The following is a 26,401-nucleotide window of genomic DNA, read 5'->3' as shown; positions in this document are numbered from 1 at the left end:
TTCAAAATCATATTTTTCTTAATTACAATCAAACCCTTTATTGAGCGTAGCCGAAGTAATCGACCAATAAACGATAACTGCCTGCTGAGTACTGTTAACTGCATGCTTTTCGCTAATTTTGAGATTCTAAGAAAGAACACCTGAAAATAGTATCACAAATAAAGGAACCTGTCTACCAGGAAATGGAGTTGTTTGAGTCCAAGTTTAGGGATTCAATGTCATCTAAGGTTGCGTTACTTAATAGAATTACCCATTATATAGTCAATAGAAAAGGGAAGCAAATGCGCCCCATGTTCGTATTTCTCACCGCCAAATTATTGAATAATGGCGAGGTTAATGAACGAACGTATCGAGGAGCTTCAGTAATTGAGTTAATCCACACCGCTACTTTAGTTCATGACGATGTTGTTGATGAAAGTAACAAACGCAGGGGTTTCTTCTCTATAAATGCACTTTGGAAAAATAAGATTGCTGTTTTAGTGGGTGATTATTTATTGTCTAAAGGACTTTTGTTATCGATTGATAATAATGATTTTGATTTGTTAAAAATCATATCGGTAGCCGTACGTGAAATGAGTGAGGGTGAGTTGCTTCAAATAGAAAAGGCAAGACGACTAGATATTACGGAAGACATCTACTACGAAATCATCCGCCAAAAAACAGCTACACTTATTGCTGCCTGTTGTTCGCTAGGTGCTTGTTCGGTAAAACCGGAAAGTGTTGATGTGGAAACTTTTCGAAAATTCGGAGAGCTTTGCGGTATGGCCTTTCAAATCAAAGATGATCTTTTCGACTATGGTGCTCAGAAAATAGGAAAACCTACAGGAATTGATATTAAGGAGCAAAAAATGACACTCCCTTTAATATATGCCCTTAATCATTGTACTAAGAAGGAGAAAAACTGGGTTATCAATTCCATTAAAAATCACAACAAAGATAAACAGCGGGTAAAAGAAGTTATTTCTTTTGTCAAAGAAAAAGGCGGATTGGATTATGCGGTTAGTAAAATGCTACACTATAGAGATGAAGCCTTAAAGATTCTTAGTGCCTATCCAGAATCAGATTATAAAAGCGCTCTAGAGTTGATGGTGAATTATGTGGTTGACCGTAAGAAGTAATCTCGACCATAACCTTATATTTTAATTTTTAATTCATTTTAGAGAGCTGATATACAGCGGTTTGAAAATAAATTTTAAAATTTATTTATATTCAGGCAACTATTGTAACTACTTCTGCGTCTAGTATAATAGAAGACCAAACCATTATTTTGAAAATAATTCCATTTTATAAAAACGAAAAGCAGCTCATTAAAAGGGCAATCTCAGGTAATAGAGATGCTCAAGAGCGTTTGTATAAAAAGCATGCTCCAAAAATGTTGGGTGTCTGTAGACAATACATCAAAGATGTTCATTTCGCCGAAGATGTAATGGTTCAAGGCTTTTTGAAAATGTTCACTAAACTTGAAACATTTAAGTTCGAAGGTAGCTTTGAAGGCTGGTTAAGAAGAATTATGATTCGAGAAAGTATCTCTTATTTAAGAAAGCAACAATTTGTAGTGTATGACGATGAGATTTACGAAAAAAACCAATCAGAAGAAATCTCTCAAAGTACCGATTTAGATACAGAACATATACAGCAACTGATAGATGCGTTACCGCAAGGGTATAAAATGGTTTTTGTTTTGTATACCGTAGAAGGGTATAAGCATCAAGAAATAGCAGAAATGCTTTCTATCTCAGAAAGTACTTCAAAAACACAATTATTAAAAGCCCGAAGATTGTTACAAGATCAATTAAGGCAACAAAATATTATAGGGTATGGAAACCGATAAATTTGAAAAACATATAAAGTCCCAGTTTAAGGATCGAGAAATTCAACCGTCAAAGAATGCTTGGGAAAAAATTTCATCTGAATTAAATTCAGATACCTCAAAAAAGAAACCTGTGTATTTATGGATGGGTATTGCGGCCAGTGTTATGGTTTTAATAGGTATTGCACTATTCTACTTCAACGGTAGCGATGATGTAAATGAGATTCAGTTCGAAGTTGTTGAAACTGATAAAAAAGAAGCATTAGAAGAGAAAAAAAGTACTGAGTCCGCATCATTTTTAGAGAAAGAGCCAGAAGTAGTAGTAAAAAATGATGTTGAGAAAATTAATAGTGGTGTAGCTATGAAGCAAGAGTCAATAAAAAATAAAGAAATCATAACTGTTGAAGATGAGATTGAAGTTGCTTCTTTAGAGCATATAGTGCTTGAAAAGAAAGGTGATGAATTAGAAATTTCTGATGATATTATAAACACAAAAGTGGCGGGTATCGTTGCTCAACTTGATGTCTTAGAACAATATAGTACTGTGACTGATGCAGAAGTAGATTCGTTATTGAAAAGGGCGCAACAAGAAATATTACAGGAGAAAATTTTTAAAACAGATAAATCTGTCGATGCTTTGGCTTTGTTGACAGAGGTTGAGGGTGAACTTGATCAATCCTTCCGAGACCAAATATTTAACTCATTAAAAGCCAGTTTTATCAAAGTGCGAACGGCTGTCGCTGACCGCAATAATTAATCAAACAAAAATCGTTTTATCCTTCATCGCTATAAATTACTATGGGGACAGGGACTGGAGTTTTATTCATCAACTGATGCTGAGGTTAAACAAGGTGTCATAAATCAAAATCGAAATGAGAACAATTACAATGTATTTATTGGGTTTAGTAACCCTACTTATGATTCAAAATTTATCTGCTCAAGAGGAGTATGAAAACAAAATTGAAATATTAAAGGAGCAAAAAGCTAAAATAACCCAACAAGAAAAGGAAGCTTTAAAGTACGAAGTTGAGAATATTAATCAGCGCCTACAAGATGGCAACCTAACTGAAGAAGAAGCTAATTTGTTAAAACAAAAAGCAGCTGAGAAAAGGGCGTTAAATATAGAGAACAGAATTGCTATTGTTGATAATCAAATAAATTTATTAGAGCGTAACCAGGGTAAAATGCTGGTGTTAATGGAGTTAGATACGCTTACGGGACAAGGTATTCGTTTAGGGGTTGATATTAATGGCAAACCTGCAATTTTATTCAAAACAAATAATTGGAAAAGGGAAATCGTTTATGATAGAAGAACCTATTCAGATTTTGTAATGGCAGTGGGGTTAAATAATGCCATTGTAGAGGGGAAATCTCTTAATGATTCACCATATAAAATAGGAGGAAGTCGATTTTTTGAAATGGGATGGCAATGGCGTAGGCGACTATTTAAAAATTCAAATTTTGTGAGGTTGAATTATGGATTTTCATTCCAATTTAACGGATTGAAACCTAAGGATAATCAATACTTTGTTGCGCTTGACAATGGTCAGACCGAATTACAAGAATTTGAGTTTGATTTGAATAAATCAAAATTTCGTATGGATAATCTTGTGTTTCCAATGCATTTTGAATTCGGACCATCAAAATTGAAAACTACTGAAGAAACCATGCGCTATTCATTACGAAATCAGTTTAGATTAGGATTAGGTGGCTACGCTGGTTTTAATATGGGTACACGACAAAAATTGAAGTATGATCGTAATGGAGACAACGTCAACGATAAATTAAAGCGTGGTTATAACACCAATGATTTAGTGTATGGTTTAAGTGCCTATGCTGGCGTTGACGGAGTTCTTCTGTATGTGAAGTATGATTTGAACCCTATTTTTAAAAATGCAGCTGTGAATCAGCGTAATGTCTCTTTAGGACTTCGATTCGATTTGTAATTCGCGGAATATTTGATATAAAAAATGGTCTATTTATAACCATAGGCCACATCGAGCTAAGTCAAGATGCTTTGAACCTTACTAGTATGTTCTTCTCGAGTATTATTGAATTCAGATTTGAATGGGCTTTTTAGAAAGCTTCTTTATTTTAGAATAATAATCGCCCCAAGACTTACTTTTGCATATAGAAAAACAGCAATATTTTACTTAAGTTCAAGTGCTAATAAGCATAGGAGCCATAGGGTTTCGCTACTGTTTTATCATTTAGTTTGTTCCAGTAAATTTTGTAGTTAGGATATTGTTCTGAACATGTTTGGATATCCAATACAATTATAAAATTCAGTTTTTGAAAAGAGAAACTCACAAGGACCATTTACATTTTTTGATTAGGAGTGTTACCATTAACAGTTTTAAGAAAATCGTAAGGATATTGAAAAATATAGCCGCCATCGAGATATTCTTTCATGCCCTTGAAGTTAGTATGGTATTAGGCGGAGGCTCGTTTGGCGAGGTATTTTACTACAAAGTTAGGAGTAGCTATAGTGATGAAAAGAGCATATTGTAGTAAAGAAAGAAAGAAAAAGGAGTTTAAAGTTTTACCTAAGAATAGAAAACTAAGATAATCTCCTAAAAAATCGGTCAATTAACCGAAAAAAGCAGCGCTTAGTCGAAATTATTGGTAGTTATATGCGTGTTGTCCAATTTAAAAATGAACTTCAATAATTATAAGAATCAAAAATTGGAGTAATTAAAAGTGTTTAATATTTTTTTCTAATTTTCCTACAGATTAGCCTAAAAATAAAAATATTTTAAGTTCCCCCCCCCCCCCCCCCCCCCCCCCCCCCCCCCCCCCCCCCCCCCCCCCCCCCCCCCCCCCCCCCCCCCCCCCCCCCCCCCCCCCCCCCCCCCCCACCATTTTTTGTACTTTTTAATAGAGATTTATACCCCAAATCCCTATGAATATCTGCTTGGTTATAGTTGAAACCAAACTGAGTTTATATGATTGAAAATTACTTTAAGTAACATTTAGAATTGTCTTCTAATTCGTCTCACGTCTTTTACAGATTGTGGATTGAAGTTGCATTTTCATTTCTATATATCAGTTTCGGTACACTTAGGAAAAAAGGAAACTTTCCCCTATGGTTAAGAATATTTTATATGTCAAAAAAAAAGTAGTAGCCAAACTAACATCCCACATTATGCAGATTTTTACATCCAACTACATTACCAAGTCAATAAGTTCGTTGATACTTGTTATTCGCCATTTAAAGACCCTTGTTTTATTAAATAGTACGGGTAGGCAGGAACCTATACCCAGGAAATCCTGGCTTTTTGTATCAGGAATGAAAACACTTTCCCTGTTACTGCTTTGTTTGTCTTTGGGCTTTACTGGTTCTGTTTTTGCGCAGGCTAATTTTGTAGCTTCACCGGCCTCCGTCTCAATTAATCCCGGAGACCCTTTCTCTGTGACCATAGCATTACAAACAGTGAATGATCAAGCGGTAGATGGTGCAGAAATACATTTGGATTTTGAACCTTCCATATTACAGGTAACCAATGTAACCGCTTTGAGTAATTCTCAGCTTCCAACCGAAATATTAGGAGCTCCAACATTTGACAATTCTACGGGTACCATAAGCTATGTAGCAGGGAATGTTTCATCTCCTCCTCTGGCCAATTTTGATTTTTTACAAATTGATTTCCAAGCCATTGGAAGTGTAAATACAAGTATTGATTATGATTTTACATTTCCTTTTAGTTTTACAGATATTACATTGGCAGGATCCAGTGTATTCGGAACAGCGGCGAGTATTCCGGTAACTATCGTAGGGATTAACCAACCTCCTGTCTTTAATAATACCATAGCGAATCAAACAAATAACGAGCAAGATATTGTTGTTGCACTTGATGCGAGCGCTAACGATCCAGATGGAAATTCTATTAGCTACGAAGCTACGAACCTACCTGCCGGGCTCTCCATTGACGCCAATGGATTCATATCTGGAACAATTGACCTAGGAGCCTCAAATGGCGGTTCTCTTAATACAGGGGTTTATGCCGTTGTTATCACTGCGACTGACGATGGGGCATCACCTTTAAGCAATTCACAAAACTTTCAATGGACCGTAACTACGCCTACAGTTCCTACTTATACAATCACGGCAAGTGCTGGGGATAACGGGAGTATCGATCCTTTAACCGCGACGGTAAATGAGGGGAGTGATCAAACATTTAATTTTACTCCGGATGCTGGTTTTGAGGTTTCCGAAGTTTTGGTTGGTGGCACCCCTGTTTCTCCTATTCCAACTACTTCTTATACTATTACAAACGTAACTGCAACCACAAATATTAGTGTGAGTTTTAGTTTAATAGCAATAGATACTGCACCAGAAATTACGTTGGCTGCAACAGCCACTTTAGGTGAAGGAGGAACTATAAATGTACCCTTATCCATTTCCGACGCGGATGGGGATAATCTTACGGTAAGTATTACTTCTGTATCTAATGAGCCACAGGAGTTACAGACAACAAATGCAGGAGTACAAACCGATCCTTATCCTTTTGATGCGACTAATTTTTTAACTGAGTCTTCGGTGAGTAATGCTCCGGGAAGTTATTCTTCATCCCTTGATTTTACACCTCAGTTTGGGGATGGTGGGTCAAATGGGGATGGTAGTGGCGTTTATACGGTTACGGTCCAGGTAGACGATGAAGATGGGAATAGTATAACAAAAAATATTGATGTTACGGTAACTGATGTAGCACAATTTATAACGGATACAGGTATAACCCGGCTTGAAGCTGAATCCTATGACGATCAGGGGAATTCAGCCGGAGGAGATGGTATTGGCGTAGAAGTAGGAATAATTACGAATATTGGATTTACCACCAATGGCGATTTTGCGGAATACATGATTGATGTGCAAACTGCCGGGACCTACCAATTTGATTTTTACGTTTCAAAAAATAGTGCTACCACGCATACGATGACTATAAATGGTGGCCCGGCATTCATTACAGTACCTAATTATAACGATTGGGCAGATTATAGCAATGTGGTAAGTGCTAATGTTATTCTGTCGGCAGGATCCCAGACCTTAAGATTTGATTGGACGGGAGCAGCAGGTAATTACTTTAATATAGATTATTTTGAGGCAACCAAAGTAACGGACGAGCCTTTTCAATTATGTATCGCCTCGGGAAATAACGACCTAACGGCTTATGGACGCTCATTTATAGGAGATCCAAACGATACGCCTCCAACAGGTCTTGGATTTGCCCGTACCAATGGAAAAGCTTTTGGCAATGGTGGTGCCATTGTTGCCGGGACTACCCCTGGGAGTGGAGAGGAAACCCTGTACCGTCAAGAGATCTACGGGGGTGCTGGCGTAGGCAACCCAAGTTATACATACGATATCCCGGTGACTAACGGGGTTTATCAGATTGATCTATATTTTGCTGAGGTTTATGGGCCAATTACCAATCCAGGGCAACGCGTTTTTGATGTTATTTTGGAAGGGAACCCGATTCTAGATGAATATGACCTCTTAGACCCGATCAAAGATGGCTTACCCAACAAGCTTACGGCAATTATCCGTACTTACAATGTAGAAGTGACCGATGGCTCTTTAAGCTTGCAAATGGGTCCTGCGAGTGTTGATAACGGAAAACTTTCTGGAATCTGTGTTACTGAAGTTAGTAGTGCGAACCTGCATCCAGTAACCGCCATAGGGGATCTTACGTATGATGCTTTGGTAGCTGTTGCAGACCCGTTAAATATCGTGGATCCTGAAAATGATGAGCTTAGTATCGTATTCAATGGTTTGCCCGCTTCTTTATCTTATGATCCAACTACAAATCAAATTCAGGGAACACCATTGGCTACGGATGCCAATACCTATACCATAAATGCCATCATTTCTGATGGTACCAATTCTCCGGTAACGGAAGAGTTTACTTTGGTCATAAATCCGGTGGTAGGAGATAATCCCCCAACTATAGATGCCATTGCAGACGTGGAAGTAAATGAAGGAGAACTGTTATCTCAGGCCATTACGGTGACGGACGATAATCTTCCAGCTGCAACCATTGAAGTATTTGATGTGAGCGCTGGAGGTACCAATAATCCTTTTAATCCAACTACATCAGTAGCCGTAGGTACTTTAGATGACAATACCGGTGGTAGTTATACCTTCAACTGGACCCCTGATGCAGGAACAGGCCGGTCTTACCTGGCCAGGGTAACTGCTGCTGATGGTGTGAACGCCCCTGTAATCGAGGAGTTTAGAATAAACGTAGCCCAGCAACTACCGGGAACAATTTTAGCGCGCACTTTTAATAATCCAGTTCCTTGGTACGGCTCTTCCGCCCCTGACGCTAGTAATGGATATAGTGTGGCAATAGAAACTTCCCCAGCCCAAAACATTGGTTATATAGATAATGGAGATTTTGTAGAATACCTGGTAAACGTACCCGTACCGGGACTTTTTGACCTGGAAGTCCAGGCCGCCAAAGGGAATGCCGGTACCACGACCGTAACTTTTTCTGAAAATTCTGGCGGTGGATTCACTCCGATCGGATCTGTCGGGGTTGTTAATAACGGTGCAGGCTGGCAGGACTTTGCGGCCTATACCACCCAGGTCACTTTCCTGAATGCGGGATTGCAGACGTTGCGCCTCGATTTTAGCGCTGGTGCAAACATTGCCCAATTTAGCTTTACCGCGGTTAGCGGCAATACGGCTCCGGTGGTGGCGATCACCAGCCCAGCAGACGGTATATACGCTACTTCCGACGCGGGCCTGAGCTTTACCGGAACAGCCAATGACCTGGATGACGGGAACCTTTCGGCCAGTATCAATTGGGATTCCGACCTTGATGGATCCCTGGGTACCGGTTCGACAATAACTCCCACGCTCTCAGTGGGAACCCATGTCATCACCGCCTCGGCGACTGACCTGGATGGTTCCAATCCGCAGACCGGCCAAGCGAGTATCACGATCAATATCGTCGATCCTGCGCCTTTCTGTGCCATGCCGAGTTTCCGCGTGAATGCGGGTGGGCCCATTGTATTCTCGGCCAATGGGGATTTTGAGGAAGACCAGAAAGCGACCGGCCCGACCAATGGGACGGCCCAGCTCGGAACACCCTCGCCCTACCTGGACCTTACCGCTCCCGCTGAGGATACGACTTTTGGTTCTAACGCACCTCTGGTATCTAATGATACTGGGTACCCAGACTATCTGTTTCAGACCGAGCGTTACAGTCAGGTTGCCAATCCGGACAACATGAACTGGACATTTCCTATCGGGAACGGGGTATATGAAGTCAAGATGTTGTTCAATGAAAACTGGACCGGGGAGATCAACAGCCCTAGGGTCTTCGATGTGGAGATCCAAGGGAATCTCGCTCTGGATGATTATCGCCCGTCGGGCCCAACCGGGTCTGATGTGAACGTTGCGAAGGTGGAGACCTATACCGCCACTGTCACTGACGGTGTTTTAAATATCAATTTTATCAAAGGAACCCAGAATCCTTCTATTAAAGGATTTGATATTTGCTTTGTGTCAGATCTACCAACAGATACCCCTCCGGTGGTTAGCATTAGTTCACCAACGGATAATACAACTCCTATTAGCATTAACCGTCTGGTTTCAAACACTTTTACTGCTGCAGTAGTTGATGCGGAAGATGATGATACCACGCTAACAAATGCACTGGTATGGAGTATAGACCCTTTTGAAGCAAATTTTGCAGGAAACGGTGGTACTTTTGACGAAACCTTATTTGTGCCTGGCGTATACACGATTCGGGCAACTAGTACGGATATCGACACCAATGTAGCCTTCGACGAAATTCAAGTAACTGTACTTGGGCCGGATGTGAATTTCACATCTCCTGCTGAGAATGCAGATGTAGCTACCACAGACGTTCAAGTAACCTGGTCGGCCACTAACATGAATTATGAAGGTACTACACCAGAACATTTTCACCTTTGGGTGAACCCGGCGGATCCTAATAACTTGGTTGCAGAAGACCGAATTTCAACAGCAAGTGTTCCAGGACAATTATTCTGGGACCTGACCGCTGCAGATGGTATCGTGGAAGGACCGAACAAAGTAGTTATTATCGCGGCCGATAATGGGCATTTAGAGTTTTTAAATGCTGAAGCAAGGGATGAAGTAAACTTTACTGTGTTAGGGGATACTACTGATCCAACCATTACTTGTCTAGCGAACATTGTAGTGGAAAATGATCCTGGTTTATGTGGAGCAGTTGTTACGTTTACGGCACCTTTAGGCGAAGATGATCGCCCAGGGGCCATTACCACACAAACAGCAGGTTTGGCCAGCGGAGATACTTTCCCAGTTGGTACAACCACACAGACTTTCCTGGTAACAGATGCTGCGGGTCTTACAGCCACATGTAGTTTTGATGTTACGGTAAATGATACCGAAGATCCAGTTTTGACATGTCCTACAGATGATGCGGTTGATGTGGATATAAACGGAGAGTTTATATTGGCAGACTACACTAGTCTTGCTGCGGTGAGTGATAATTGTGACAATAGTTTTACGGTTACACAATCTCCGGTTGCAGGAACTACACTTTCTGCTGATACCCAGGTAACTTTGAGTGTAACTGATAACGCAAGTAATACAGGTAGCTGTATATTCAATGTGACCATTTCAGATGATACTACAGATCCGGTTATTTCATGTCCGGCTAATATTGTAGTGGACAATGATCCTGACCAGTGTGGCGCAGTGGTTACGTTCACAGCACCGGTAGGAACGGATGATCGCCCGGGAGCAATTACTATACAAACAGTAGGTTTGGCCAGCGGAGATACTTTCCCTGTTGGTACAACCACACAGACCTTCCTGGTAACAGATGCTGCTGGTCTTACAGCCACATGTAGTTTTGATGTTACCGTTAATGACGAGCAGGCTCCGGATATTACTTGTCCGGCAAATATTACTCGAACCAGTCTAAATGGAAACCCATTAGTGATTTCTGATTTAGGAACTGCCACTGCCCCGGACAATTGTCCTGGTGCAGTAAACATAGCCGGTGTGACTCTAATAGGTGATCTGCCAATACCGGATACTTTCCCGGTAGGGACTACACAAATTAAATGGACTGCGATAGATGCAGCGGGTAATGTTGCACAATGCATTCAAAATATCACAGTAAACTTTACAGCATCTTCCGAGAAAGCCATTACTGCTTTTTCACTACCAAGCCAGGTTGGACCGGAGGTAATAGCTGGGACTTCAGTTAATCTTACTGTGGCAGCGGGAACAGATCTATCTGTGCCAATTGTCCCGGAAATTTTTGAAATCTCTCTAAATGCGACAATAAGTCCTGCCGCCAATATCCCACAAATTTTTAATGTGCCTGTTCAATATACAGTTACTGGCCAGGATAATAGTGCTCAGATTTGGACGGTAAATGTTATGGTTGAACCTGATACAGAAGACCCTGTAGTTACTTGTCCTGGAGCTATAACAGTAGCCAATGATGCCGGAGTTTGTGGCGCAGTGGTTACATTCGATGATGCAACTGCTACCGACAATGTGGGAGTGGTATCGCTTAGCTATTCTGTACCTAGCGGATCCTTGTTTGCTGTAGGAATCACAACGGTTGTCGTAACAGCAACAGATGCTGCAGATTTAACCGCAACATGTAGTTTTGATGTAACGGTGAATGATATGGAAGCACCAGTTGTTAGCTGCCTCGTAGATCAAACCGAGCTAGGGGATATCAACGGTAGTTTTGCAATTCCGGATTATACTGGTCTTGCAAATGCACTGGACAATTGTGATAGTTCAACCTTGATAACTCAAAACCCGTTACCAGGAACAATAATTTCGGGGACAACCCTAGTAACGTTAACTTCAGAAGATACTGCAGGAAACTCTGGTTCATGTACATTTAATGTGGTTGTAGGAGCATTATCAGCGGCTTCCCTTGGTAGTTTCGTATGGAATGACCTTGATGCCAATGGTGTACAAGACGCAGGCGAGCCTGGTATTCCAGGAGCATTGGTAACGCTGTTGGACGGCGCCGGTAACCCAACGGGTCTGACCGATACAACGGGTCCTAACGGTGAGTACCTCTTCTCTGGCCTTGCACCAGGTGAATACATTGTACGATTCGGTACGCCTACCGACTTTAATTTCAGCCCTGCCAATCAGGGTGGTAATGACGCCGCAGACAGCGATGCTGTTGGCGGTGAGACAAGCGTAATTACGCTGACATCTGGTGAAAATGATCTTACGAACGACGCTGGCTTTTATATGTTTGCTTCTTTGGGCAACTACGTTTGGGAAGACACGAACAGAAATGGTATCAACGATGAACCAGCTTCTGCTGGTGTTGAGGGGGTAACCGCTAACCTGCGAGATGAAAATGGCAACGTAATTGCTACTACCACAACTGGAATAAGCGGTTTATACGAATTCACTGCTTTGACTCCTGGTACTTACAGCGTTCAATTCTTGTTACCTAATGGCTTTAATTTTAGTCCTTTCAATCAGGGTGGTGATGATGCTCTAGACAGTGATGCGGATCCTGCAATGAATGGAGGTACCGCAGATACTAACTTAGAGTCTGGTGAGAATAATGAGACCGTAGATGCGGGAATTAGGTTGTCTACGCCATCACAACTAATTATTACGCCATCTTCGATCTCCCGAACTTTAAATGTTGGGGCATCTACTATGGTAACTTATGTGGTGGATTCAGATGATGCAAGTACCTTACTAACACCAGCGGCAATGTCTATTATTGATAATGCAACTAATAATCCGGCGACTTGGGCATCAACCACAAGTGCTGCAAATCAAGCAACTTCTTATGAAGTGAATTTAGACGCCACAGGATTAGCACCAGGTACCTATAACGCAACACTTACCGCAGGTCCGGTTAGCGGATATACAGATGCCAGTATTCCAATTACATTGATAGTGGAAGCTATACCAACGGTACTTTCCGTGACGAGTTTCACCTTGGTAAATGCAGATAATGAGCAGGATATCATGACCATTACTAATGGGATGACAATTAATGTTGCTACATTACCTACGCTAAATTTGAATATCAGGGCAAATACTACTGCAGATGTAGAGAGTGTTCAGATGCAACTTACTGGTTCATTGTCTCAAACCGTAACCGAAAATTTTGCGCCATATGCCTTATATGGAGATAGTTCGGGTAATTATGCGGCTAAGGCCTTTGTAATTGGTAATTATAGCTTAACCGCTAACCCATATTCGGGCAGTAGTCTTGGGGGAACGCTTGGAAATGTGTTAACCGTTAGTTTTGAACTTTCAGATCAGAATACACTTTGCACCAGTTTCAACGCCAGTTTAACGGCTGTTACGAGTCCATCCACATGTTCAGGGGTTGGAAGTGCCACCGCTGTGCCTTCGGGGGGCGTTTCACCGTACACCTATCAATGGGATAACGGGGCAACTTCTGCTATAGCGAATAACTTATCCGTAGGGCCGCATAGTGTTATTGTTGGGGATGCCAATGGCTGTACCAAAACACTGACCTTTAATTTGACGGGTCCTACACTTCCTACGGTAACTTTGGCACCATTTGCAAATGTGTTGAATACGGATCCTGCATTCACATTGACCGGTGGTTTGCCTTCAGGCACAAACGGGACATATTCAGGTCCAGGGGTTGGGGTAAACGGTACTACCTTTAACCCTGCTAACGCCGGGGTTGGAACGCATCCTATCACCTATAGTTATACTGATGCGAATGGTTGTACTAACTCGGCCACTCGTAACATAACCGTTACCACCGCAATCGGCAATTCTGCATTGATAGTGCTTGATGCCACTACGGATCTGCCTTTGTTCGCCTTGACCAATGGCTTACAGATCAATAAAGCAGATATTGGAAATACGCCATTAGGGATCATATATAAAGCAAGCCTCAATCCTAGCGGGGTACAATTTAACCTTACAGGACCTATTAACGAAAGCAGGTATGAAGGTCCGTCTCCTCATTCTTTGTTCGGGGATATAGGTGTTAATATTCTGGGGAAACCCTTCCCAATAGGCAATTATACGTTGATAGCCACTCCTAAAATAGGTTCAAAGATTACGGTGAATTTCTCTGTAACCGATGTGAACCCGCTTTGTGCCAACTTTGACGCAAGCCTATCCGGTGTCACGAACCCATCCACATGTTCAGGTGTAGGAAGTGCTACGGCAGTTCCGTCCGGTGGTGCCTCACCGTTCACGTATCAGTGGGATAATGGAGAAACTACTGCTACGGCCAACAATTTAGTTGTAGGGCCGCATAGTGTGATCGTTGGGGACGCCAATGGTTGTGCTAAAACATTGACTTTTACCTTAACGGGACCACCGCTGCCTTCTGTAACGTTAACACCTTTTGCAAGTGTGTTGAATACAGATGCAGCATTCACCTTGACCGGAGGGTCGCCTGTAGGGGGAACTTATTCAGGTCCCGGGGTAATCGGTAATACGTTTAACCCGGCTATTGGGGTTGGTACGTATGCAATCACCTATAGCTACACCGATTCAAACGGTTGTTCTAACACCGCGACTCAGAGCATAACAGTGACGACAGAAACCAGTAATTCGGCCTTATTAGTGCTCGATGCAACAGATGATTCCGTGTTATTTGCATTGACCAATGGTTTACAGATCAATAAAGCTGATATTGGAAATACACCCTTAGGTATCATTTATAATTCTAGCCTTAATCCAGGTGGCGTGACTTTTAGTCTTTCAGGACCTATCAACGAAAGTAGGTATGAAGGCCCGTCTCCTCATTCATTGTTCGGGGACATAGGTGAAAATATTCTGGGAAAACCCTTCCCAATAGGCAATTATACGTTGATAGCCACTCCTAAATCAGGTCCAGTGCAGACGATTAGTTTCTCTGTAATTGACGGTCTGGCAGGCAATCAGTCACCTTTGGTCGCTAAGAGGGTAGTAAATGAGATGAGTATTGCTCCAAACCCAGCCAATGTGGCGGTTACCATATCTTTTGATGAACCCATTCTGGTAGAAGAAATTTTAATCTTTGACGTAACTGGAAGACTCATCAAGACTATTAGGGAACCCTTGGGGCTTGACAGTAGAACGATTGACTTTAATGTAATTGACCTTCCTATTGGAACGTATTTCATAAAAACTATGGATAGCAAGGGAACGTCATATCAAGAACAAATGTTAATAAATCGATATTAACTGACCAAAGAAAATTTATAGGAAATGAAAAACTATTTTTTAAATAATAGGATGGAAGTTAATGTCCAGAAAGAAGGAATCCAATATCGAGATTCAATTAAAACAGGAGGTTTAATTACAAGTATAACACTGCTGTTGTTTCTCTTTCTTGCATTGCATATGCAAGCGCAGAGTTTTACGCAAACTAACTTGGATTTAAATGGCCAAGGCTCCATTGACAGTGGAACATCTTTGATGTATGGCCCTGATGGTCGTCTTTATGTCTTAAGTCGTAATGGGAATGTTGATATCTTCACAATTCAGAAAAATGGCGATAACGATTACATCGTAACTAACGGCGAAGAGCTTACCCAAGTAGCTAATATACCCAACCATAACGATTTCGGCGCAAGTGCTGGAGGTGGGCGACAAGCCACAGGACTAACGGTAGCTGGTACAGCAGCTAGTCCTATTATTTACGTAACGTCATCCGATGCGGAAATTGGGGGACCTAGTGGAGATGAGGATTTAGATACCAACTCAGGCGTTATTACCCGATTTACTTGGAATGGTTCATCTTGGGCGGTAGTGGATATTGTTAGGGGTTTACCGCGTTCTGAAGAAAATCACGCTACCAATGGTTTAGAGTTCGTAAAAGTGAATGGAAATGACTATCTGATTGTAGCTTCGGGAGGGTTTACAAATGCAGGTGCACCTTCTGATAATTTTGCGTGGATTTCGGAATATGCACTTTCAGCGGCAATTTTGTCCGTAGATCTTACTGCTATTGAAGCTTTGCCAATTCAAACCGATCCCTCATCAGGTCGATTTTTTAGTTATGATATTCCAACACTGGATGATCCAACGCGCCCTAACGTTAATGGAGTGATTGATCCCGACGATACAGATTATGACGGAATTGATGTTGGCGATCCGTGGGGAGGAAACGATGGCCTTAACCAAGGAATGATTGTTATAGACGAGCCCGTTCAAATATTTTCCGCAGGATACAGGAACAGCTATGATTTGGCAATTGGTCCTAATGGAAAGGTATATGCGACCGACAACGGAGCCAATGGTGGTTGGGGTGGATTACCTTTGAATGAAGGGAACCCCGCAACGGTAAGTAACGATTACCCTCCCGGAGAACCTGGTAGTTCCTCACCTCAAGATGGTGAACAGGTAAATAATGCAGATCATTTAACCAAAATCACTGACAATATTTCATCCTATTCATTTGGAAGTTTTTATGGGGGTCATCCAAATCCGGTAAGAGCAAATCCCGCGGGCGCAGGACTTTTCACAAATCCAGGAACCTTAGGTAAAAACACCCTTTCTGGTGCTGTTTTTAGAACTCAAGTTTATGATCCTAATGGGTCAACTCCCGGGTCAACAACTGATCCAGATATAGGTTTACCCGCCAACTGGCCTCCCGTGCCATTGTCATTGGCAGACCCACAACAGGCAGATTGGAGAGGCCCTGGCAGTGATAACCTTGACGGCCCTAATGATGTACTCATCACTACATGGGGAACTAACACAAATGCATTGGATGTATATACCTCTTCAGCTTTTAATGGTGCCATGCAAGGTGACCTTATTGCAGGTAAGAATGGTGGCGTATTGCGTCGTGTAGATTATGATCCACTCGATGGAAGCTATACGCTTATTAACACGTTTGCTTCGAACCTTGGTGGAAACGCACTCGGCGTAACGTGCAACAGTGATACTGATCCTTTCCCTGGCACGATTTGGGTGGCCCCTTTCAACGGAAATATTATCGTTTTGGAACCAGATGGATTCGTACTCGAATGTTTTACCTCCGCTGATGGTGAATTTAATGAAAATGAAGATTATGACTTCGATGGCTACACCAATAAAGACGAAATTGATAATAAGGACGACATACAAACAGAAGCTGAAGTTATCTGTAACGGTGGTTCACAACCTAACGATTTTGACAAAGCTGCAGGCGGGACCTTGGTTTCTGACTTCAATGATCCAGACGATGATAATGATGGAATTGATGATGTTAATGATCCTTTCCAATTAGGAGATCCCCTTGATTCAGGAAGCGATGCGTTTGATCTTCCGGTTTTGAATGAACTCGATTCAGATAATCCTATCCTGAAAGGATATTTAGGTCTTGGATTTACGGGACTAATGAACAATGGGGATCCCAATGATGACTGGTTGAATTGGCTTGACCGCCGAGACGACCCGAGCGATCCCAATCCCAATGATCTTCTTGGTGGTGCCATTGGTGCTATGACCATGCAAATGACTGCAGGAACTGCTTTGGGAAGTTCCAATACTCAAGAAAAAGCGTTCCAATACGGTGTTAATGTTGATCAAAGTACAGGCGGCTTTGCTATTGAAGGAGCCCTACTAAGCTTTGATGACCCACTTCAGCTCTATGGTGCTTCTGCACCAACTACGGGCGAAATTGGCATCTTCATAGGCGATGGAACACAGAGCAACTACATTAAATTTGTGATCAACCAATCAGGACTTCAGGTTCGCCAGGAGGTGGGCGATGTAGCTCAAACACCAATTGATGTGGCCATCGCTATCGGAGATAGGCCCATAGCAGTACAATTTCGCTTCAGTGTGAACCCCACAAATGGGGAGGTAAGTGCCGACTACCGATTTGATAATGTGGGTAGTTTTCAAAATGCAGGAACCATCACCGCTACAGGTTCCATTTTATCCGCCATTCAAACGGCCAACGAGCCTCTTGCTGTAGGATTAATTGGATCATCGAACCAAGCAGGTACCGAAGTAGAAGGTACCTGGGACTACCTATATGTACAGACGAGTCAACCTACTGTGGAACAAGAAATGCCTAATGTGGCCGCACTAATTGATGGTCCTAATGTCTTTTTTGAGCTTGACGAGTTTTTTACCGATGACGGTGGTGATGAGAATTTTACTTTTTCGGTGGCAGGCAATACAAATCCTACTGCGATTGATGCCTCCATTAGCAACAATACGTTGACTATCGTAATTCCTTCATCTGCGGCAACCGCTGACATTACCATTAGAGCTACCGACGCAAACGGCTTCTTTGTTGAGCAAACATTTACCGTTAACGTTAACGATGAACCGGTACCTATTTTACGTATCCGTGCAAATGGAGCAGCGATTACCGCTACAGACGCACCAAATCCCAATTGGATCGCAACAGGAGGTACTGGAGCTCAAAGTGGAACCTTCAACGGAATAAATTGGAGCGTTAATACAGGAAATTCATCAACGCAAAATATTTCGGGACGTGATGATTCCGTACCGGCTTATGTTCCGCAAGAACTTTTTGCTGTAGAGCGATGGGATCCTGCTGGTGCAGCTCCGGCAATGGAATGGACTTTTGAATTACCAAACGGTAATTACATCATTCGCTGGTATGCCGGAAATGGTTTTGCTGGAACCAGCGCTCCCGATCAACGCGTGTACGACATATTGATAGAAGGTGATTTGGTACAAAACGACCTTGACCTCTCTGCTACCTACGGGCACCAAGTCGGTGCAATGCTAGAATTCCCCGTGACTCTTAATGACGGAATCTTAAACATTAGTGTCGCCGCGGTTACGGAGAATCCAACCATGAACGGAATTGAAATTTTGCAGGTTGGAGGAGAATTTACGCCACCGGTGGTGGTAGAAGCGATACCAAATCAAAATAGTGAAGCAGGAGACTTGATAAACTTAGCTGTTTTGGCATCGGGTGGTGTTACTGGTGAACCCTACCAATTTTCGGCTACAAACTTGCCACCTGGGTTACAAATAGAACCTACAACAGGTTTGGTCTTCGGAAACATTGACGCAGGTGCCGAAACAAATAGCCCATACTCCGTTACCATTAGTGTTGGTCAAGCATCCAACGTTGCTACTGACATTGCATTTCTTTGGAATGTTGGTTCCCAAGATTTTTGGAACGACCAGACCGATGATGAAAATTATACGGCCCGGCACGAATGTTCTTTCGTGCAAGCCGGGGATAAATTTTATCTCTTTGGCGGAAGGGAAAATCCGACTACCCTAGATGTTTATAATTACCAAGCTAAGACCTGGAGTCAAATTCCTAATTCCGCTCCCCAGGAGTTTAACCATTTCCAGGCATTGGAGCACAAAGGATTGATTTGGGTTATTGGCGCTTTTAAAACCAATACCTTTCCTAATGAACTTCCAGCGGATAATGTGTATGCCTATAACCCGGTAGAAAATGTTTGGATTCAGGGCCCTGAAATTCCATCAGGAAGAAAGAGAGGATCAGCTGGATTAGTAGTTTACAATGATAAATTTTATATAATTGCTGGGAATACAATAGGGCATAATGGCGGTTTCATTCCTTGGTTCGATGAATTTGATCCTGTTACCGGAGTATGGACTAGCTTACTGGACGCTCCAAGGGCAAGGGACCATTTTCATGCTACCGTTCTTGACGATAAATTGTACGTGGCTGGTGGACGCCTATCAGGAGGAGATGGTGGTACCTTTGCGCCGTTGATTGCCGAAGTAGACGTCTACGATTTCACCACGAAAACCTGGTCTACCATACCAGATTTGCCTACACCCAGGGCGGCAGCTTCCGTAGCCACATTTGAAAATGAACTATACGTTATTGGTGGGGAAATTCAAGTAGACTTGCAAGGTAATTCCGTTGGTGACGCCGTAAATGTTACCGAGGCATTTAACCCTTTAACGGGAAGCTGGACGACAAAATCTAGTTTGCTTATAGAACGCCATGGTACTCAGGCCATAGTATCTGGAGATGGTATTCATGTTGTAGCTGGATCTGCAAGCCTTGGTGGCGGTGGCACTATGAAAAATATGGAATTCTACGGTAGCGATAATCCGACAGGAGTAGTACTTACAGCCAGCCAGCTGGTAGTTTCAGCGTCAGAAACTATTCCAACGGGAGGTGGTTTAAATGTTCCTGTATCAAATACGGGCGGAAATGTAGGAATTATCATTACAGATGCGCAATTAACTGGGGCCAATGCGGCAGCTTTTAATATTGTAACCGATGCATCATTTTTACTTATTGGACCTGGCGAAACTTCAAATATTGTAGTAAATCATAGCGGGGCGGCAGAAGGAGAAGTTGCATCCCTTACGCTAAGCTATGATGATGGTTCCACCTCAGTGGTTTCCCTTGTCTCTGGAGTAGCTACACCAAATGTTTTATTCCGTGTGAATACTGGAGGAGCGTTAGTAGCTGCAACGGACGCGCCTAATCCAGATTGGACAGAAGATCAGTCTACCGCAACTGCCAATGGCACCGCCAACGCCGGTACACCATCTTCCTATATTAATCTTGTTGCGCCGGCGGCTGATATTACTTTTGGAGTTGCAAGTTTTACAGGCACAAATAATACGGGGTATCCAAATAATTTATTTACAACGGAGCGCTACAGTAACGTCGAAAACCCAAATAACATGCAGTGGAACTTCGATGTTCCCAATGGCGATTATACCGTAAATTTAATTTTTGCCGAAGTCTGGACAGGAGCCCAAACCAATGGAATACGTGTATTCGACGTAGAAATTGAAGGTAATCCAGTATTGACTGATTTTGACCAAACAGCTGCTTATGGCTGGAATACAGCCGGAGTAGAAACATTTAACGTAACTGTTACCGACGGAAATTTAGATATTGATTTTATCAAAGGCATCGAAAATCCAAATATAAAAGCTATCGAAATTTTAGGTGGTACGATATTAACAACAAATTCACCGCCTATTGTAAGCAATCCTGGAATACAACAGAGTATAGAAGGTGATGTGGTAGGCTTACAGGTTATTGCCACTGATGACGATTTGGATGAATGTGGGGATATTACGTTTTCGGCAACAGGGTTGCCCCCTAATTTAAGTATTGATCCAACTACCGGACTAATTGCCGGTACTTTGTTAGAAGGTACGGGTACAGGAACTGCCGGAGCATTTATTGAAGAGAATGGATGGGTTACCATAGAAGCTGAGACTGATTTTGAGGATACGGCCGGAGGGTGGGATATATTAGATGAATCTGGTAATGTTTATATGGTGGCGAGCTCAGATCACTTTGGGAATACAAACGGACAAGCTGTACCATATGATATGGTCATAACCACTCCAGGTGTATATCGCTTCTATATGAAAAGTGCGTTTTCGGGAACGAGTAGTTCGGATGCCAATGATACCTGGTTTAAAATTGAAAACACGCAGGATGTGCACTTTTTTAGTGTGCAAGGTACAGGTGGTACCGCTACGCATACGTTGGATAATACATCGCAGTTTGAGGATATTCTAAACGGAATTAATCCGGCAAACAAAAGCATCTATTACCCAGCTGGTAATTCTGAGGGAAGACCGGATCACGGTACTGAAAATCCGGGGGTAAATGGGTATTTTAAAGTATTTCGTACTGGTGGTACACCAGGTACAACTAATTGGATAACAAGAACTATAGACAATAACAGTTTCACCGTCTATGCTTATTTCCCTAATCCAGGTACTTTTACTATATCGATGTCTGAACGATCGGCTGGCCATAAAATTGATCGTTTTGTGCTGGCTCATATAGATGATGTTTCAACCAATGCATCCAATACTGCATTAGATAATGCTCCGGAATCACAACAAGTTCTGGGCGGTACTCCCGGAGCTGCTGATAATAGCCCTTATAATGTTACGGTTTCTGCAGCAGACGCATGCACACCTTCGCTAAACTCAGAAGTTGAGTTTATCTGGAATGTGTCAGATACGCCTGCATCGGGTAGCCCCGCGGCCCTTATTGAAATAACACCTGATGGTCCACTTGGTGCGAGTACTTATGGAGGCAGTAGCCTTCAGCTCACCAATACCTCAACGGGTAATGTTAAAATAACCGGAATAACCATAGATATCAGTACAAGTATATTGCCCGATATGGTTTTTGACCCGGTTGGGGCAGGGGGAGACGAAACTGCAAGTTGTCTCACAGCCAATAGTGGAGCAGCAACTGTAGGTTTTGTTAGCCCGGCTAATCCATGTGTAGATCCGTTTACAGGACTGCGAAATGGAGGTTATGATGTAATGGCAATGAGTTTTACAGATTTTGATCCTGCTGAAAAGTTTGATTTTACAGTAGATATTGATCCAAATAGTATCAAGGATGTCCCCGGAGCTGGCGGGGCAGGTGCCGTATCTGGTTTTGAGTTAATAGGAGCGACAATAACAATAACCTTTAGCGATGGTTCAACCGTGGTATCTAGCTTGTACGAGGATGGAAGTCTTGGTGGTGGGCAGGCTGTAGTAGCTCCAAATGCCTTAGCAACGCCTTCAATTGCAGCAGTAGGTATTCCTGAATCACCGTCATGTGTGGAAACGCCTACTCAAACAATTGAGGTGAGCGGGACACCTGGTGCTAATGTTTCATTACTGGTAATGGACAGTCGTTTGTACATTCAATCCGGTGCACCTCCATTTAATGTGCCTGATGATACCTATTATGCCAACGAAGCTATAGCAAAAGCTCTGTTTACTGGTATTATTGGGAATGATGGGACAGTACAGATACCCGTAACGCTATTGGAAACTGTTGGAGCAACAGGTACGCCTAACGGAGGGTTGAATTATATTGTTGCTGTCGTGTCAAATACGCCATATGCAGTAGACCAACAAGTAAGCAGGACTTCTAATGTACTAGTATTAAAAGTTGATCCGCCATGTGCAGGAACAACGGCTGATATAAACATATCTACAACCTTGCAATCCAGAACCGATCATAGCGGGGACTATAGCGTTAAATTATATGATGTTGGTTCAACAACAGCGGTTTATGACTTAACGGCAACGGCTGATGCAGCAGGTAATATGACAATTGATGGTACGGTTAATACTATTGCCCCGGGGACCTATCAATTAGCCGTAAAATATCCGAATTCGTTACAAGTTGTGCAAACTGTGACTTTAGCGGCCGGAGCTAATTCGGTATCCATGGGTATATTGCCGATGGGAGATGCCAACGATGACAACTTTGTAACTTTATTGGACTTCTCACTATTGGCAAGTACATTTAATACGGATGTAAGTGAGACCCTGGATGGTAGGGCTGATTTCAATGGAGATGGCTTTGTAACACTTCTGGATTTTTCCATACTAGCTTCTAACTTTAACACAGGAGGACAGGAACCAAGTACTCCGTAAGAGTGAATGAAATCAATTAAATGTCAATAAAATGAATAAGGAGGCCCCTAATAGGGCCTCCTTTATTTAAGAGGGTAAACGTCAATACGTGTCTCACCTGAGGAAAATTAGTTATCTTAATCGGTAACTGTTTTATCCAGAAACAAAAATGTCAAAACGTTTTTGTTGCTTTACTTTTTTAAAGCCCTGATCATTTCTTCTGTAAACTCATTTTCATAGTATGTACGTTTACAATGACTACATTCAATAATGGTGTTACTAGAAATTTTAAAGAGTTTTATCCAAAATACATGAATAAAGTTTTTTTGAGAAACTGCTGTTAAAGTTCCTTGTTGATGACAAAAGGAGCAACTACTGTTTAAAAGCGTTTTAGTTTCTGGCTTTCCGGGTCGAGTTCCAAAGAAAAGAATCATATATTATTAATACATTTGATATGCTAAATTAAGTAATTACAAATTCCCTTTTTTTAGGGATTGCAGAACGCCCAAATGATTTCAAAAAATACCATAGATCAAGTTTATGAAACTGCTCGTTTAGAGGAGGTAATTGGTGATTTTGTACAATTAAAGAAATCGGGTTCGAACTTTAAAGGATTGAGTCCGTTTACAGATGAGCGTTCTCCAAGTTTTATGGTGTCTCCGGTAAAACAGATTTGGAAAGATTTTAGTAGTGGAAAAGGTGGTAATGTAGTAGCCTTTTTAATGGAGCATGAACACTTTACCTATCCTGAGGCTATAAAATACCTAGCTAAAAAATACAATATAGAAGTAGAGGAGACAGAGCAATCTAATGAAGATAAAGAGCACGCCAATGAGCGCGAAAGCATGTATTTGGTATCTGAGTTTGCCCAAACACATTTTAAACAAATGCTTTGGGAGTCAGAGTTAGGAAAAGCGATAGGTCTAAGTTATTTTAAAGAGCGTGGTTTTACAGATGAAACCATCAAAAAATTTGAATTAGGATACTGTTTAGATCAGTGGGATGGTTTTACTACCGCTGCCTTAGACAAAGGATATAAATTAGATTATCTAGAAAAAACCGGATTAACCATTGTTAAGGAGGATCCTAACAATCCGAATAGTTCTAGAAAGTTCGACCGTTTTAAAGGTAGGGTGATGTTTCCTATTCATTCATTAAGCGGCCGCGTATTAGGTTTTGGTGGTCGTATTTTAACGAATGATAAAAAGGCGGCTAAATACCTGAATTCGCCAGAAAGTGACATCTACCATAAGAGTAAAGTCCTATATGGAATCTACAATGCCAAACAGTCAATAGCCAAAGAGGATAATTGCTATTTAGTAGAAGGCTATACCGATGTTATTCAATTTTATCAAAGAGGAATCCATAATGTGGTGTCATCGAGTGGTACGGCTTTAACTTCAGAACAAATTCGGTTAGTTAACCGATTGACCAAAAATATTACGGTACTATTCGATGGTGATGATGCAGGGTTAAGAGCTTCGTTAAGAGGTATAGATATCATCTTAGAGCAAGGTATGAACGTACGGGTTTGTACGTTTCCGCAAGGGGAGGATCCAGACAGTTTTGCCAAGAATAATGAATTAGAAGATATAGTTTCTTATTTAGAAAAAAACTCCAAAGATTTTATTCAGTTTAAGGCATCGTTATTAGTAAAAGAAGCATCTAACGACCCTATAAAAAGAGCAGATACGGTAAGAGATATTGTAAATAGCATTGCAAAAATTCCTGATCGTATAAAAAAGGAAATTTACATACAAGAGTGTGCGCAGATAATGAATATTTCTGAAGCTGTGTTATTTAATACCTTGGCACAAATAGGCAAGAAAGAGACCGCCGATGTTCAAAAGCAACAAAAGGAAGAGCAGAAAGCTTTTGAAGTTGTCCGTAATGAAGAGGAACGTGAGAAGGTAGATGTTCAATATATATTAGAGCGAAAAATTATAGAATCGCTTATGCTTTATGGTACCCATAAAGAAGAATTTGAAGATTTGGTACTTAAGGAAAATGAATCGGGAGATTTGATATTGGAGCCTGAATCCATGCAAATAAAGGTGTACGAGAAAATTTATTTAGACCTGCAAGAAGATGAGATTGAGTTGGCAAATGAAGATTTTCGTAAAATGTATACCAAGCTCATAGAAGCATTGAACGAAGAAGAAGAATTTTCGATTACAAATTTTGTAAATGGGCTTGATCAAGAAATGGCAAATCAGATTTCTTCTATCTTAATGGAAGAGGAGCGCTATAAGTTAGATAATTGGGAGAGCAAGGAAATTTATCCGAAGAAAAAGGAGATAGGGGTGGCCCAGTTGGTAAGTGAAACTATTTTGACCTTACGCTGTTATCTTATTAAAAAGCGAATGGGCGCGTTGCAGAAAACAACTGAACAGTCGAATGATGATAATCGTGAAGCTCTTGAAGAGATTATGAACTACATTCAATTGAACAAGCTTCTAAATCAGAAACTAAATAGAGTATTGTCATAATATAAAAGCACCATAAAAAAAAGACCCACCATTGGTGGGTCTTTTTTTGTTTTATAACAGTTGTAAGAATTTAGTACAATTCAAGCGCTTTTGCCTGTTGTAGTAAATCTACCATATTATCCACATTTAATTTTTTCATTAAACGCGCTTTATAGGTACTAACTGTTTTTTCGTTTAGGTTTAAACCTAAAGCAACCTCTTTATTTCGTTTACCACTAGCTAAAAGTTTTAAAACTTCTATTTCTCTAGTAGACAGTTTTCTAAAGAATCTTCTTGGTTTTTTAGTGCCTTCATCAAAAGCTAAGCGTTGTGCCAATTCATTGGTGATGAACATGCTACCTTCACTTACTTTTGTTACTGCTGCTGTAATATATTCTATGCCAGATGATTTTGATAAATAACCAAAAGCACCAGCTCTAATAGCACTAAGGGCATATACATCTTCAGATTGACCGCTATACATAAGCACTTTTACGTCAGCGTAATCTTTTTTGATTTTTCGTAATGCTGCTATTCCATTTATTTCAGGAATATCCATTTCTAGCATGACAACATCGGGGGTTGTGTCTTTAAGTTTTTCGAAAAGTTCATCGGTAGTTGCTACCTCATCAATCAATTCAAAACCCTCAGCGGCTTCTAGAACCTTCCTAATTCCCATTCTTATTATAGGGTGGTTGTCCGCTATTAAAACTTTAATCATTAATTTTATTTTTATAGATTTTAGGAACCTATGTGTCAAAAAGACTACATGCAATGTAAGGTTTAAAATTCTAAATTAGAAGGCTAAGT

At 41.4% G+C, this 26,401-nt stretch carries 10 protein-coding genes; 8 read left to right on the top strand and 2 right to left on the bottom strand.

The window, feature by feature from the left end; all coding sequences use genetic code 11:
* The first annotated feature begins 140 nt into the window (after nucleotides 1-140).
* From B5X55_RS14275 to B5X55_RS14245, 7 genes are all read left to right on the top strand, one after another.
* Nucleotides 141-1,118 (top strand): polyprenyl synthetase family protein, encoded by a 978-nt coding sequence (locus B5X55_RS14275; protein WP_079513308.1) that lies wholly within the window; start codon nucleotides 141-143, stop codon nucleotides 1,116-1,118.
* Nucleotides 1,119-1,267: 149 nt separating this feature from the next.
* A complete protein-coding gene (locus B5X55_RS14270; protein WP_079513307.1) occupies nucleotides 1,268-1,831 on the top strand; it encodes an RNA polymerase sigma factor in 564 nt (187 codons plus the stop codon).
* Nucleotides 1,818-2,567, top strand: a complete 750-nt coding sequence (locus tag B5X55_RS14265; RefSeq protein WP_079513306.1) for a hypothetical protein — start codon at nucleotides 1,818-1,820, stop codon at nucleotides 2,565-2,567. The genes B5X55_RS14270 and B5X55_RS14265 overlap by 14 nt, the downstream gene beginning before the upstream one ends.
* Before the next feature lie 115 nt (nucleotides 2,568-2,682).
* Entirely contained in the window at nucleotides 2,683-3,756 is a 1,074-nt protein-coding gene (locus B5X55_RS14260) for a porin family protein (RefSeq protein ID WP_079513305.1), read from the top strand.
* A 313-nt stretch (nucleotides 3,757-4,069) separates the two neighbouring features.
* The gene (locus B5X55_RS19315) at nucleotides 4,070-4,321 is read left to right on the top strand and encodes a transposase (protein WP_079513304.1); all 252 of its coding nucleotides are present in this window, start codon (nucleotides 4,070-4,072) and stop codon (nucleotides 4,319-4,321) included.
* A 634-nt stretch (nucleotides 4,322-4,955) separates the two neighbouring features.
* Entirely contained in the window at nucleotides 4,956-14,993 is a 10,038-nt protein-coding gene (locus B5X55_RS14250) for an SdrD B-like domain-containing protein (RefSeq protein ID WP_159447552.1), read from the top strand.
* A 24-nt stretch (nucleotides 14,994-15,017) separates the two neighbouring features.
* Nucleotides 15,018-23,144 carry a malectin domain-containing carbohydrate-binding protein gene (locus B5X55_RS14245; protein ID WP_234999749.1) on the top strand — a complete coding sequence of 2,709 codons (8,127 nt, stop codon included), beginning with the start codon at nucleotides 15,018-15,020 and terminating at the stop codon, nucleotides 23,142-23,144.
* A 170-nt stretch (nucleotides 23,145-23,314) separates the two neighbouring features.
* On the opposite strand, the gene B5X55_RS14240 is transcribed toward B5X55_RS14245, so the two are convergent.
* On the bottom strand, nucleotides 23,315-23,557 hold the full coding sequence (locus tag B5X55_RS14240; protein ID WP_079513302.1) for a zinc-ribbon domain-containing protein: 243 nt from the start codon (nucleotides 23,555-23,557) through the stop codon (nucleotides 23,315-23,317).
* Between the two features lie 75 nt (nucleotides 23,558-23,632).
* Here B5X55_RS14240 and dnaG point away from each other — a divergent pair, with 75 nt between their 5' ends.
* A complete protein-coding gene (gene dnaG, locus B5X55_RS14235) occupies nucleotides 23,633-25,612 on the top strand; it encodes a DNA primase (protein ID WP_079513301.1) in 1,980 nt (659 codons plus the stop codon).
* 70 nt (nucleotides 25,613-25,682) lie between these two features.
* Here dnaG and B5X55_RS14230 read toward each other — a convergent pair whose 3' ends face one another.
* Entirely contained in the window at nucleotides 25,683-26,312 is a 630-nt protein-coding gene (locus B5X55_RS14230; protein ID WP_079513396.1) for a response regulator, read from the bottom strand.
* Nucleotides 26,313-26,401 lie beyond the last annotated feature (89 nt).

It is taken from the genome of Maribacter arcticus, assembly GCF_900167935.1.
Lineage (GTDB): Bacteria > Bacteroidota > Bacteroidia > Flavobacteriales > Flavobacteriaceae > Maribacter > Maribacter arcticus.
Note: the sequence above shows the minus strand (reverse complement) of the source record. Positions and strands in the feature narration are given on the sequence as shown.

Bases quoted from the DNA above. Each gene is read 5' to 3' on its own strand.
- B5X55_RS14245 (WP_234999749.1), top strand. From the start codon at position 15,018: ATGAAAAACTATTTTTTAAATAATAGGATGGAAGTTAATGTCCAGAAA.
- B5X55_RS14265 (WP_079513306.1), top strand. From the start codon at position 1,818: ATGGAAACCGATAAATTTGAAAAACATATAAAGTCCCAGTTTAAGGAT.
- B5X55_RS14260 (WP_079513305.1), top strand. From the start codon at position 2,683: ATGAGAACAATTACAATGTATTTATTGGGTTTAGTAACCCTACTTATG.
- B5X55_RS14250 (WP_159447552.1), top strand. From the start codon at position 4,956: ATGCAGATTTTTACATCCAACTACATTACCAAGTCAATAAGTTCGTTG.
- B5X55_RS14240 (WP_079513302.1), bottom strand. From the start codon at position 23,557: ATGATTCTTTTCTTTGGAACTCGACCCGGAAAGCCAGAAACTAAAACG.
- B5X55_RS14230 (WP_079513396.1), bottom strand. From the start codon at position 26,312: ATGATTAAAGTTTTAATAGCGGACAACCACCCTATAATAAGAATGGGA.
- dnaG (WP_079513301.1), top strand. From the start codon at position 23,633: ATGATTTCAAAAAATACCATAGATCAAGTTTATGAAACTGCTCGTTTA.